General features: G+C 71.4%; 11 protein-coding genes. 4 read left to right on the forward strand and 7 right to left on the reverse strand.

The annotated features are described in order from the left end of the window. Positions 1-102: 102 nt before the first annotated feature. From HV824_RS31805 to HV824_RS31815, 3 genes are read right to left on the reverse strand one after another with little or no spacing between them, the layout of a single operon-like run. Positions 103-651, reverse strand: a complete 549-nt coding sequence (locus HV824_RS31805) for a peptidase M23 (protein WP_176411369.1) — start codon at positions 649-651, stop codon at positions 103-105. A 50-nt stretch (positions 652-701) separates the two neighbouring features. Then, positions 702-1,688: a HEAT repeat domain-containing protein gene (locus HV824_RS31810; RefSeq protein WP_176418285.1), complete on the reverse strand. Its 987-nt coding sequence runs from the start codon at positions 1,686-1,688 to the stop codon at positions 702-704. Next, on the reverse strand, positions 1,688-2,857 hold the full coding sequence (locus HV824_RS31815; protein ID WP_176424917.1) for a HEAT repeat domain-containing protein: 1,170 nt from the start codon (positions 2,855-2,857) through the stop codon (positions 1,688-1,690). The genes HV824_RS31810 and HV824_RS31815 overlap by 1 nt, the downstream gene beginning before the upstream one ends. Before the next feature lie 124 nt (positions 2,858-2,981). Here HV824_RS31815 and HV824_RS31820 point away from each other — a divergent pair, with 124 nt between their 5' ends. Then, on the forward strand, positions 2,982-4,067 hold the full coding sequence (locus HV824_RS31820; protein WP_176418287.1) for a Gfo/Idh/MocA family protein: 1,086 nt from the start codon (positions 2,982-2,984) through the stop codon (positions 4,065-4,067). Positions 4,068-4,199: 132 nt separating this feature from the next. Further along, positions 4,200-7,025, forward strand: coding sequence for an HAD-IC family P-type ATPase (locus tag HV824_RS31825; RefSeq protein ID WP_176424918.1), 2,826 nt, complete (start codon positions 4,200-4,202; stop codon positions 7,023-7,025). Here HV824_RS31825 and HV824_RS31830 read toward each other — a convergent pair. Then, positions 6,981-8,036: a DUF547 domain-containing protein gene (locus tag HV824_RS31830; RefSeq protein ID WP_217917920.1), complete on the reverse strand. Its 1,056-nt coding sequence runs from the start codon at positions 8,034-8,036 to the stop codon at positions 6,981-6,983. The genes HV824_RS31825 and HV824_RS31830 overlap by 45 nt on opposite strands. On the opposite strand from HV824_RS31830, the gene HV824_RS31835 reads away from it, so the two are divergent. Beyond that, positions 8,014-9,063, forward strand: a complete 1,050-nt coding sequence (locus HV824_RS31835; protein WP_176418289.1) for a Rieske 2Fe-2S domain-containing protein — start codon at positions 8,014-8,016, stop codon at positions 9,061-9,063. The two genes, HV824_RS31830 and HV824_RS31835, sit on opposite strands and share 23 nt — an antisense overlap. 15 nt (positions 9,064-9,078) lie before the next feature. Here the strand turns inward: HV824_RS31835 and HV824_RS31840 are convergent, their stop codons facing one another. Beyond that, entirely contained in the window at positions 9,079-9,288 is a 210-nt protein-coding gene (locus HV824_RS31840) for a hypothetical protein (protein WP_176418290.1), read from the reverse strand. Positions 9,289-9,409: 121 nt separating this feature from the next. Next, on the reverse strand, positions 9,410-10,813 hold the full coding sequence (locus HV824_RS31845) for a TolC family protein (protein ID WP_176424919.1): 1,404 nt from the start codon (positions 10,811-10,813) through the stop codon (positions 9,410-9,412). Positions 10,814-10,997: 184 nt separating this feature from the next. Here HV824_RS31845 and HV824_RS31850 point away from each other — a divergent pair, with 184 nt between their 5' ends. Next, a complete protein-coding gene (locus HV824_RS31850) occupies positions 10,998-11,489 on the forward strand; it encodes a MarR family winged helix-turn-helix transcriptional regulator (protein WP_176418292.1) in 492 nt (163 codons plus the stop codon). A gap of 10 nt (positions 11,490-11,499) precedes the next feature. On the opposite strand, the gene HV824_RS31855 is transcribed toward HV824_RS31850, so the two are convergent. After that, positions 11,500-12,046 (reverse strand): energy transducer TonB (locus tag HV824_RS31855; protein ID WP_176424920.1); only part of this gene is annotated, 547 nt, incomplete at its 5' end.

A 12,046-nucleotide genomic window follows, 5' to 3' on the forward strand; every position in this document is an offset into this window, starting at 1 on the left:
GTTCATTCATGGGCGGGCCATGCCTGGGAACGAGAAGCCCCGCCCCAGTGCTTCGCGGCACCGGGACGGGGCGGGGTGTGGGTGAAACAGGTTGCGGCGTGACTACAGCGTGGGCGTGCCGACGCGGTTGCTGCAGTACGCGCTGGAGCCGCAGGTGGTGCCGACGTTGGCGTACCAGGCCGTCTTGCGCGTGCCGTACTGACGGTTGTCCGCGTGGACGTGCGCGCCCGTGGAGTTGCCCGTGGAGCCCACGAGCCCCAGCGCGCAGCGGTCGCACGTCTTGGAGCCCGACGACACGTTGGAGTTCAGGTGGAGCTGGCGGAAGTCCCAGCCGCTGCCGCCCGTGACGACGTAGTAGTTGCCCGCGCCGCCGTTGCAGCTCGTGCCGCCGCTGCAGTTGTTCGCACAGCCGCCGTAGTAGGCGTAGTAGCGGCTGACGTTGATCATCCCGCGGTGGTTCCACACGCTGCAGGTGCCGTTGCTCATGTCGAGCGCGTTGTGGCTGCCGCCCGAGCACGAGTAGTACGTCGTGGACCCCACGCGCGCGGCGGTGTCACAGATGGGACCCACTGCCGTCGCGGCCGTGACGGAGGTGGCCCAGCCCGCTGCGGCGAGCACCAGGCCCGCCATGGTCAGCTTCATCGTCTTCATCAAGAGACTCCCTCGTTGGTGTTGCGCTGCGTACTGCGGTGAAGCAGGGGTCACCTCCGGCGGCGCTGCTTCTCGCGCAGCACCAGCTCCCACTCCTGGAGGTTGAGCTTCAGGACGGACACCCAGGCGTCAATCTCCGCGTCCATGGCGCGGTCCACGCCGCGCAGGGACTCCAGCACGGGCACCGCGTGGGCCTGCCCCAGCCGGGCAATCCCCTGGAGCGCCGCCTTGCGCACCGCCGGGTCCTTGTCTTCGCGGAACAGGTCCACCAGCGAGCCGCGCGCACCCGCGGACTCACCGCCGGGCACGCCGCCCAGCGCCGTGGCCGCCGCCGCGCGCAGCTCAGGGCTGTCCGAGCGCAGCTGGCGCGTCACCTGCTCCACCGCCTCGTGCCCCACGGCCTCCATGGAGACCTCGCGCAGCAGCTTCGCCGCCACCGCCGGGTCCTCGGACGCCGTCGCCACCGACACCGCCGCCTCCGACACCCGGCGGTCATGGCCGCTGTAGACGTCCGCGCTCTCGGAGACGATGTTGTCCGCCACCGCCGCGCGCACCTCGGGGGATGCGTCGCGCACCAGCTGCTCGTAGGTCACCACGCCGCCGTTCTTCTCCATGAACTCGACGGAGGGCACGCCGCGCAGGCCCCGCACCGCCGCCGCCCGCAGCGCCGGGTCCGAGTCCCCGGTGGCTCGGGCGAGCAGCGGCTGGATGAGGCCGGGGTTCTCCGCGTTGCTGGCCTTGGTGGCCAGCGCCACGCCCAGCGCCTCCAGCACCTCCGGGTCCCGCTCACCTTGCAGCGCCGCCAGCAGGGACTCCGCGGGCATGGCGAGCGCGGCTTCCTTCAGCCGCATCTTCACGTAGCGCTTCAGCGCGGGGGAGCCGTTCTTCATCGCCACGCGCACGTCGTCCAGCATGCCCTGCACCGTGCATTGCGCGGGGCGGAGCGTCAGCTCGGCGCGCGCCGTCACGGGCAGCAGGGACGACAGGGCCACCAGGAGCGCCGCGCGCCCCATTCGCTTCATCGACAGGGGTGACATCAGTGCGGCGCTCCTTCCTCGACCAGGCAGTTGTGGTGCTCGCGCTTGCCCAGCCAGATGCGGGCGAAGTCCACCGTGCCCGACGCGTAGAGGGCTTTGAACTCCAGGTAGTCCTGCGTGAAGCGCGGGTCCTTCGCGGCGAACTGCTCCAGCAGCGGCAGCGCCTTCTCTCCGCCCGCCCGGACGGTGAAGCGGAAGATGGCCCAGCGCACGCAGAGGTCGTGCTCGGCCTGGAAGGCGGCGCTGAGGATTTCCATCGCCTGGTCCGGCTCGCTGGTGACGCCCAGCCGGAAGGCCGCCATCTCCCGCACGTCCCGCTCGCGGTCGCTGGAGAGGATGCGCTTGAGCGAGTCGAAGGACTCCGAGCCGATAAGGGGGTTCGAATACGACGGCATCTCCAGCGCGAGCAGCCGCACGGCCATGTCGTCGGACGAGCCGCTGATGTCCAGCAGCTCCTTCCAGTAGGGCGCGTAGTTGCCGGTGCGCTCGAAGTCCTCCTTCATCACCCGGCCCAGTGTGCGCGTGGCCACCCACGCGGTGGAGTCCAGCGTCTCATCCAGCGCCAGCTTCTTGAGCCGCTGGATGTCTCCCGGGGCCAGCTTCCGCTGCGTCTCCAGCGCGTCCAGCGCGGCGGAGCGCGTCTGCAGGGGCGCGCCGGGGTCCTCGCCCAGCTTCAGCAGGCCCTGCGCCACCTGCTGCGCGTGCACCGCGGGCGCGGCCTTCAGCGCGTCCATGTAGATGCCCAGCTCCGGTCCGCTGGCGCCCTTGGCCCACTCCAGCACCTGGAGCGCGCGGGCCGCGTCGTTGCCCACCAGCTCCGTCAGCCGCTCCTGGAGGTACGCCGCCAGGTACCGGTCGCCGTTGCCGATGGCCGTCGCCAGCGCCTGCCGGAACGAGTCCATGGACACCGCGGCGTCGAAGGCGTGCAGGCCGTCCCAGCACCCGGGCATGGGGATCTGCTCCACCACGGGCTCGGGCTCCGTGGGCGGTGCGCCTGGGACGCCAGCGCCGGGCATGCCGCGAGGACCGGAGGCCGCGGAGGCGGTGGGCTCGGCTGCTCCGGGCTCGCCAGGAAGAGAGGGGCCAGTCCGTGGCCACAGCAACGCCACGGCCGCCGCGACCAGCAGGACGCCCGCGGCCACGGTCCAACGAAGGTTTCTGGAAGTCATCAGGTGGGGGGCTGACTCGGTGAATACTGCGAATTCTTGAATACTTTGAATTTGAGGTCCTTGGCAATGAGAACCCACGGAACTCAGCCTGTGCGCCGCGTCATCGCTTCAAGGGGGGGCGGAAATGTCCACGACACGCACGGTTCGAATGGGCGTCATTGGCGCGGGCTTCGCGCGCACCACGCAAATCCCCGCGCTGCGCGCGTTGCCGGGCGTGGAGGTGGTGAGCCTGGCCAGCGCGCGGCGCGAGAAGGTGGAGGAGGCCGGCCGGCGGCTGGGCGTCCCGCATGTGACGACGGACTGGCGTGAGGTGGTGTCACGGCCGGAGGTGGCGTGCGTGTGCATCTCCACGCCGCCCGCGCTGCACCGGGACATCACCCTGGCCGCGCTGGAGGCGGGCAAGGCGGTGCTGTGTGAGAAGCCCACCGCGTTGGACGCGAGGGAGGCGGCGGCCATGTGGCACATGGCCCGTGAGCGGCGTGTGCTGGCGCTGCTGGACCATGAGCTGCGCTTCCTGCCCGCGCGGCAGCGGATGCGGGCCTTGCTGCGCTCCGGTGAGCTGGGCGCGGTGCGCGGCGCGCGTGTCTTCTACCGCAACGACAACCGCGCCTCGCCGGAGCGGCCGTGGGACTGGTGGTCGGACGCGTCCCAGGGAGGCGGCCTGCTGGGCGCCATCGGCTCGCACGCGGTGGACACGCTGCGCTTCCTGCTGGGCGCCGAGCCCGACGCGGTGCTGGGCGAGCTCACCACGCACACGTCCCAGCGGCCGGAGGCGCTCACGGGACAGGCGCGCCCGGTGACGAGCGACGACGAGGCGCGGCTGCTGCTCCGCTTCGGCGCGACGACCGCCGCTATCGAGCTGTCGATGGTGGCCCCCGGCAAGCCCGTGCACGGCGTCGAGGTGGCCTGCGCGCGCGGGGGCCTGCGCGTGGAGGGCCGCGAGCTGTGGCGCTCCACGGTGGGGGTGCGTGCCTGGGAGCGGGTGGCGCTCCCCGAGGAGCCGCCGCTGCCACCTGGATTGCCGGACAACGAGTGGGCGCGCGGCTTTCTCCTGCTGGCGGGGGCGCTGACGCAGGCCCTGCGCGAAGGCCATGCCTCGGTGGAGGACGCGGCCACGCTGGAGGACGGCTGGCGCAACCAGCAGGTGCTGGACGCGGCCCGGCGCTCCCATGTGGAGCGCCGGTGGGTCTGCCTGTCCTCCGGGAGTTGATGCGGCACACCTGCTTCACAATCTCGTGCGCCTCCTGGACCCATTGACTGTCGCGGGGTGATGGCCACCCGCCCCCTGCCCAGGTGGAGATGCGCGCGACCGTTGCCACATTGGGTGGGAAGGAGCCACCGGATGAAAGAACTGCCCGCCGCACCCGAACGACCGGATGCACCAGCGCCCGCCAGGCCGCCCGCCGGCACGAAGCCCCCGTGGCATGCGCTGCCGCCGGACCAGGTGCTGTCGTCGCTCGAGAGCACGGCGGAAGGGCTGACGGACGAGGAAGCGCGCCAGCGCCTGTCACGCCATGGGCCCAACGTGCTGGAGCGCGCCCAGGGGGACGGCCCGCTGAAGCTGCTGTGGCGGCAGGTGAACAGCCCCTTCATCTGGGTGCTCATCGCCTCCGCGGTGCTGGCCGTCATCATGGGCAAGGTGACGGACGGGCTGGTGGTGGCCGCGGTGGTGGTGCTCAACACCCTCATCGGCTTCGTGCAGGAGTACCGCGCGGGGAAGGCCATTGAGTCGCTCAGCCGCATGGTGCCGGAGAACGCCACGGTGATTCGCGCGGGCCGCAAGCTGCGGGTCCCCGCGGCGCAGGGCGTGCCAGGGGACGTCATGGAGCTGGCGCCGGGGGACAAGGTGCCCGCGGACATGCGGCTGCTCACCGCGCGCAACCTCACGGTGGAGGAGGCCGCGCTCACGGGCGAGTCCGTGCCCGCGCAGAAGGCCGTGGCCCCCGTGCCGGAGGACGTGGAGCTGGGAGACCGGACCAGCCTGCTCTTCGGTGGCACCCTGGTGACGTCCGGCTCCGCCACCGCGGTGGTGGTGGCCACCGGGCAGGCCACCGAGCTGGGCCGCATCTCCACGCTGCTCCATGAGGCCACCGACCTCCAGACGCCGCTCACCCAGGCGCTGGCCGTCATCGCCAAGTACATCACCCTGGGCATCCTGGTCATCTCCGCCGCGCTGCTGGCGGTGGGGCTGGTGCGCGGCTACGCGGTGAGCGAGGCCGTCGTGGTGGCGATTGCGCTGGCCGTCGCCGCGATTCCCGAGGGCCTGCCCGCCATCGTCACCATCGCCCTGGCCATTGGCGTGCAACGCATGGCCGCCCGGCGCGCCGTCATCCGCAAGCTGCCCGCGGTGGAGACGCTGGGCAGCACCACCGTCATCTGCACGGACAAGACAGGCACGCTCACCCGCAATGAGATGACGGTGCAGGCCTTGTGGACGACCCACGGGCGCTACGCGCTCAGCGGCGTGGGCTACTCCCCCAAGGGGACGCTGACGCGGGAGGGCCAGCTGGTGGAGGCGCCTCCACCGGACGTCCGCGAGCTGCTGCTGGCGGGCGCGCTGTGCAACGACTCCGCGCTCCAACACCGCGACGGACAGTGGGACATGACGGGCGACCCCACCGAGGCCGCGCTGCTGGTGGCGGCGGAGAAGGCGGGCATGCGCGTGGACGACGCGCGGCAGGCGCACCCGCGCGTGGACGCCATCCCCTTCGAGTCGGAGAACCAGTTCATGGCCACCCTGCACGACGACGGGAAGGGAGGCCGCCGCATCCTGCTCAAGGGCGCGCCGGAGGTCGTCCTGCGCCGCTGCGTCCTGGAGGAGGGTTTCTCCTCCAGCTCGGTGCTGACGGAAGTGGAGGGCCTGGCGCGGCAAGGCATGCGGGTGCTCGCGGTGGCCTCCCGGGAGGTGCCGGTGTCACACGCCGCGTTGCGCATGGAGGACGTCGAGGGCGGCCTGCGGCTGCTCGGCCTGGAGGGGATGATTGACCCGCCTCGCGAGGAGGCCATGGCCGCGGTGCGCGCCTGCCACGAGGCGGGAATCACGGTGAAGATGATTACCGGTGACCACCCCGCCACGGCGGCGGCCATTGGCGCGCAGCTGGGGCTGCTGAAGCCGGACGAGGAGGGCATCCCCGGCGCGCGGCTGGCCGTCACGGAGGACGCGGCGCTGGAGGAGGTGGCCCTGCGCTCCAACGTCTTCGCGCGGGTGGCGCCCGAGCACAAGCTGCGGCTGGTGCGCGCGCTCCAGCGCCGGCGACACGTGGTGGCCATGACGGGAGACGGCGTCAACGACGCGCCCGCGCTCAAGCAGGCCAACATCGGCGTGGCCATGGGCATCACCGGCACCGCGGTGGCGAAGGACGCGGCGGACATCGTGCTGACGGATGACAACTTCGCCTCCATCGTCGCGGCGGTGGAGGAGGGGCGGCGCGTCTATGACAACCTCATCAAGTCGCTGGCGTTCGTGCTGCCCACCAACCTGGGGCTGGCGCTCATCCTGCTGTTCGGCGTGTCCCTCTTCCCCATCCAGGAGGTGGAGGGACGGCTGGTGCCGCTGATGGCCATGCTGCCAACACAGCTGCTCTGGATAAACCTGGTGGCCACGGTGTCGCTGGCGCTGCCGCTGGCCTTCGAGGCCCGGGAGCCGGACGTCATGCGCAGGGCGCCCAGGGCCCCCGGGGCGCCGGTGCTCAACCGCTTCGTGCTGATGCGCACCGGGCTGGTGGCGCTGCTGATGGCCGCGGGCGCCATCGGCCTCTTCCTGTGGGAGTTCCGCCGGGACATTCCTCGCACCGGGCAGGCCCACGCGCTGGCCGAGGCCCAGACGATGGCGGTGAACACCGTCATCAGCTTCCAGATGTTCTACCTGTTCATGTGCCGCAGCCTCATGGGCCCGGTGCGCAAGGTGGGCCTCTTCAGCAACCGCTCGGTGTTCGTGGGCATGGGCCTGCTGGTGCTGCTCCAGGTGGCCTTCATGTACCTGCCCTTCATGCAGCGCGTGTTCGGCACCGCGCCCCTGGGCTGGGAGGACGTGGGCCTGTCCATCCTGGTGGGCGCGGTGGTGCTGCCGGTGGTGGGGCTGGAGAAGTGGCTGCGGCAGCGCAAGGAGGGCACGGGCGCTTCGTCAGGGCGCGGCGCCCCGCGGCTGCGCGAGCGCGCGTCCGCGTGAGGCGGCGTCCGACAGCGTCCAGTCCTGCGCCATGAAGGCGATGTGGCACTGGTCCAGCCGGGGGCCGCAGGCGCGGTCCAGGTCACTGCGGGTGTCGCAGCCGGGCCGCTCCTCGCAGGTGTCCGGCAGGAAGGCCCAGACGAACTGGAGCACGTTGCCGCCGCGCCCCTCCGGCAGCGCGGCGAGGAAGTCCTCGCGGTACTCCTCGAAGAGCGACGCCAGGTAGACGGTGTCCCGCTCCAGCCGCACGTTGCGCCGGTCTCCCACGAAGCGGCGCCCGGCCTCGTTGAGCTGCGAGTCCAGGAACTCCGGCTGGAAGTGCGAGCCGTCCAGCCGGGGGCCGCCACGCGCGGCCTGGAAGAGCGCCAGGTGGATGCGCGGGTCGACGAACTCGCGGCGCAGCACGCGGTTCTTCAGCGCCCACAGCGTCAGCCGCTCCCCTCCCACCGGCCAGGAGCGGCCCCAGAAGAAGCGCCCCAGCCAGGGCTGCTGCACGGTTTCGAGGTACGGATAGCCGTCCACCACCTGCTGGAGCACGAGCGCGTTGTAGGCGTTGAGCCAGTAGGCCAGCGCGTCCTCCGGCGTGGGGAAGACGTCCGGGCGGTTGTGGGGGGAGAACGACGCCAGCGAGTCGACGAAGCCGTCCAGCGTCTCCCGCTCGCGCCCCACCGAGGCGAAGTCCACGTCCCCGTCGGGGCGCACGTGCCGCAGCACCTTCTCGTAGTCCTGGTAGCTGAACGGGGTGGACGGGGTGGGCACGCGCGCGGGCAGCAGGCCCTGCACGTGGAGCGCGCCTCCCGCGCCCAGCAGCGCGGCCACGGCGAGCAGCACGGCGAGGACGTGGGGACGGCGTCGAGGTGCGGAAGGGGTGGCCACGGGGGCGAGAGCATATCCCAGGGGGAAGGGGGCTGCCCGGCCCTCCAGTTCACCCCGCGTAACTCGGAGTCCATTCCAAGCCGGGATAGTCGTCGACTTATACTGGGCGCTCATGGAGCCTACCCCCAAGGTCATCCGTCACTTCCATCCGGTGCTCTCCGCTCGCGCGCTGGGCACCCGGCCGGTCCGCGTGGAGGTGGCGGGCCGCGCCTACGCGCTCTTCCGGGATGGCGCGGGGCAGCCCGCGGCGCTCGCGGATGCCTGCCCTCATCGCTTCGCGCCGCTGTCCCAGGGGACGGTGCGCGCGGACGGACGGCTCCAGTGTCCGTACCACGGCTGGCGCTTCGACGCGCAGGGGCGGGGCAGCAACCCCAGCCAGCCGGAGCTGCGCCACTGCGACGCGCGGAGCTTCCAGGTGGTGGAGCGCTACGGCTACCTCTGGCTGGCCGAGTGGGACACGCCGCTCTCGGCCATGCCCGACATGGGCGATGAGGGCTACGTCTTTGGCGGCGCGTTCTCCACGCACTTCGCGGCGCCGCTGCACGTGTCGCTCGACAACTTCAGCGAGGACGAGCATACGCCCTACGTCCACACCCGGCTGGGGTGGGACGACCCGAACGCGGGCCGGGTGGAGTTCGAGGCGCGCAACCTGGAGGACCGCACGGAGGTGCACTACCGCGCCCCGCAGCGGCCCGCGCCCATCATGGCGGTGCTGGGCGTGCGGGACGGCGACCTCTTCCAGAACGACTGGGTGACGCGCTTCGACCCGGTGCGCAGCCAGTACACCATTTGCTGGGTGGCGCCGGACGGCTCGCCGCGCCCCTTCATCACCCGGGCGAACATCTTCTTCGTGCCGGAGACGGCGCGCACCACGCGCCTGCACGTCTTCTCATTCCTGCGCACCGAGCAGCCGCTGCTGCGCCCGCTGCTCCCGGTGGCGGCGCGGGCGGCCATGGCGCTCACCTGGTGGGAGGTGCGCGACGACGCGCGTTTCATCACCACCGTGGCGGACACGCCGTACAGCCACAAGGGCATGCGGTTGGACCGCTTCGACGCGCCGCTGGTGCACCAGCGGCGGCTCCTGGAGCGCATCTACTACGGCGCCGGCCCGAAGATGACGGGGGCCGTGGTGCCGCTCACCCGCGAGGCCCCGGGCCGCTGAGGGCCCGCTCGCGCTTCAGTGCAGCGAAGGGGAGGGCGCTTCGTACGCCGGAGCGGCCACGCCGGTGCGCGCCTCGTAGGCGTTGCAGCCGCTCTCTCCGGACAGCTTCAGCTCGAACTCGGCCAGCTCCGGCTGCATGCAGCGGTGCGTCTCGCCAGCGCTCTGGGGGTTCTGGTTGGCGAAGTAACGGCAGCCCTTGCAGTTGCCCCACTGTCCTTCCGCCATGACGTCCTCCTCGGAAAGGGTGTGATGCCTCTCTCAACGAGGATGGGGTCGGCGAAGGCCGCTCACAACCGGCGCTCGGCGCCCGCCTTCCTGGCGGGCGCCGGGATGCCGCGCGGCGGGGCTACTGCTGCCGGGGAGCGTCCGCCGGCCCTTCCTGCGTCGGCTGCGTCGGCTGCGTCTGCTCCGGCAGCGGCTGGAGGAACGGCGCCTCCGAGTCCTCCACCTTCAGGTCCGCCGTCAGGGGACGGGCGCCGAACACGCCCACCGCGCGCAGCAGGCGCAGGCCGGCGAGAGAGGCCTGCAGCCGCTCACCCACCAGGCCAATCTCCGCCTGCGTCAGCGCGGTGTTCGCGTCCGCGACCTCCAGGTATGTGGCCACGCCTTCCTTGAAGGCGACCTCGGTGAGGCGCTGGGACTCGCGCGCCAGCTCCACGGCCTGCGAGGCCTTGAGGCGGTTGGCCAGGGCGCTCTCCAGGTCGAGCTGCGCGGTGTTCACTTCCTGGCGCGCGGTGAGCTCCGCCTTGCGCTGCAGGGCCCGGTTCTCCGCGATGACGGCCGAGGCCTCCTGCAGGTTGGCCTCACGCAGGCCGCCGTCCCACAACGTCCAGCTGGCGCCCAGGGTGATGAGCCAGATGCGGTTGGAGCCCACGAGGCCCGCCGCGTTGCTGATGTTGTAGGTGCCGGAGATCTGCACGTTGGGCAGGTAGCTGAGCCACACGCCGCGCTTGTTGATTTGCGCCAGCTCCACGGACTCACGCGCCGCGGCGACGTCCGCGCGCTGCTCGAGCGAGCGCTCGACGAGCACGCCGGTGTCCGTCTTCTCCGGCACCTGGGGCTCCGGCGGCGGCGCCACGTCGAAGTTCGGGTCGTCCAGCGCCAGCAGGGTGGCCAGCACCAGCTTGGCGGACGCCTCCGCGTTGCGCGCGCGGATGAGGTCCTGCTCCGCGCGGGCCAGGTCCTGCTCGGCGCGCAGCAGCGCCACGCGCGTCACCGTGCCCGCGTCGAAGCGGACCTGCGTGTCCTTGGCGCGCGCGCCGTTGAGCTCCACCAGCCGCTCCTGCACCGCCACGGCCTGCGCCTGCGCCACGGTGCCGTAGTACGCCTGCGCCACGCCGAAGAAGATTTCGCGCCGCGCCTGCTCCACGTTGAGCTCCGCCACGCGCTCCGCCTTGTAGGCGGCCTGGATGCCGGCCCACAGCTGCGGGGCGATGAGGGCCTGCCGCACCTGGCCCTGGGCCTGCAACTGCACCCGCGGCTGGATGACGATTTCCACGGGCGCGAGCGGACCCGCCGGAATCACCGCTTCGACGGAGTTGCGGACGATGGCGCCGTTGACAGTCACGTTGGGCAGGTAGCCGGCCCAGGCCTTGCGCGACGCGGTGTCCGCCTGCGCGAGGCGGGCCTGCGCGGCCTTGAGGTCCAGGTTCTCCTTGCGGGCGCGGTTGAGCGCGTCCTCCAGGGTCAGCGTAGGCGGCGGTGCCGCGGCCAGGGTGGCAGCCAGGGACAGCGCCAGGAATGAACTCATGACCGCCTCTACCTCCTCAAGGGCCCGCGCCGAGGGGGGCCACTGCGTCCGGGATGGACTTTCTACGGGTTCGAGCCTCGGGTCGGCAGCCATAGTCCATGACGTCCGAATTTGGAAGCTCCGGAATGTAGTATCCCTCAATAGTTGATGAAGTCAATTGTTTAGGTGATTCAGGTGACATAACATGAGGGGCATGAACGGGAGCGGCGAGCAACTGGAGCGGAAGACGAAGCCGGGGAGTGGGCTCGGGCAAGCCGGACCTGGGGGTGACTTGCCACGCCAGGCGTGGACCCTCCTCTTCGAGCTGATGCACACGCACATGCGCAACTTTCCCGCTCTGGCGGCGGAGTTCGACTTGTCGCCGGTGCAGGCGCACGTGTTGCGGCAGTTGGGGGAAGGGCCGCTGGCCATGAGCACGCTGGCCGCCTACCTGTCGTGCGACGCGTCCAACGTGACGGGGCTGGTGGACCGGATGGAGGCGCGCGGACTGGTGGTGCGCCGCAGCTCCGAACAGGACCGGCGGGTGAAGATGCTGGTGCTGACGGACGACGGCGCGGCGCTACGCGAGCGGCTGCTGGAGCGCATCTTCGAGCCGCCGGCCGCCATCTGCGGCCTGCCAGAGGAGGACCTGTGCGCGCTGCGCGACATCATGCGCCGCGCGCTGGGCGCGCAGTAGGCGCCCCGCGTCAGTCCAGCAGGAAGGTGTACGAGTACTTCATCTCCGTGGAGACGGGCTCGCCGCCTTTGATTGCGGGCTTGAAGCGGAAGCGGCGGATGGCGTCCCGCGCCGCCTCGTTGAGGCCATAGCCGGGGCCCTTGAGAATCTTCACCGCCGTCACCTTGCCCTCGTGGCTGATGGTGATGGACAGCGTCACGGTGCCCTCCACGCCCGCGCGGCGCGCCTCCTCCGGGTAGGGAATCTTCACTTCAGAGGCCACGGTGGGCTCGGAGTCCACCTGGTAGATGGGCGCGTACTTCGGCGCGCTGTACCCCTTCACGTCCTTGGGGTCCTTCGCGGTGGGGCCCGTCCTGCCGTAGGCGGTGTTGCCCACGGGCGCGGCGAACGAGCCCGCGCTGGTGGTGGAGGACATCGTCATGCCGACGATGAGCGGCGGCGGCTTGGCCTGCGGCTCCGGGGGCGGTGTGTCGTTGGGCGGCGGCGGCAAGTCCACGGGCGGCGGCGGTAGCGGCTTGGGGGCCTCGGCCACCTTCACCGGCGGCGGCTTCACCACC

Source organism: Myxococcus sp. AM009, from assembly GCF_013372605.1.
GTDB lineage: Bacteria > Myxococcota > Myxococcia > Myxococcales > Myxococcaceae > Myxococcus > Myxococcus vastator.

Bases quoted from the DNA above. Each gene is read 5' to 3' on its own strand.
- HV824_RS31835 (WP_176418289.1), top strand. From the start codon at position 8,014: ATGGAGCCTACCCCCAAGGTCATCCGTCACTTCCATCCGGTGCTCTCC.
- HV824_RS31825 (WP_176424918.1), top strand. From the start codon at position 4,200: ATGAAAGAACTGCCCGCCGCACCCGAACGACCGGATGCACCAGCGCCC.
- HV824_RS31805 (WP_176411369.1), bottom strand. From the start codon at position 651: ATGAAGACGATGAAGCTGACCATGGCGGGCCTGGTGCTCGCCGCAGCG.
- HV824_RS31815 (WP_176424917.1), bottom strand. From the start codon at position 2,857: ATGACTTCCAGAAACCTTCGTTGGACCGTGGCCGCGGGCGTCCTGCTG.
- HV824_RS31840 (WP_176418290.1), bottom strand. From the start codon at position 9,288: ATGGCGGAAGGACAGTGGGGCAACTGCAAGGGCTGCCGTTACTTCGCC.
- HV824_RS31810 (WP_176418285.1), bottom strand. From the start codon at position 1,688: ATGTCACCCCTGTCGATGAAGCGAATGGGGCGCGCGGCGCTCCTGGTG.
- HV824_RS31850 (WP_176418292.1), top strand. From the start codon at position 10,998: ATGAGGGGCATGAACGGGAGCGGCGAGCAACTGGAGCGGAAGACGAAG.
- HV824_RS31845 (WP_176424919.1), bottom strand. From the start codon at position 10,813: ATGAGTTCATTCCTGGCGCTGTCCCTGGCTGCCACCCTGGCCGCGGCA.
- HV824_RS31830 (WP_217917920.1), bottom strand. From the start codon at position 8,036: ATGACCTTGGGGGTAGGCTCCATGAGCGCCCAGTATAAGTCGACGACT.
- HV824_RS31820 (WP_176418287.1), top strand. From the start codon at position 2,982: ATGTCCACGACACGCACGGTTCGAATGGGCGTCATTGGCGCGGGCTTC.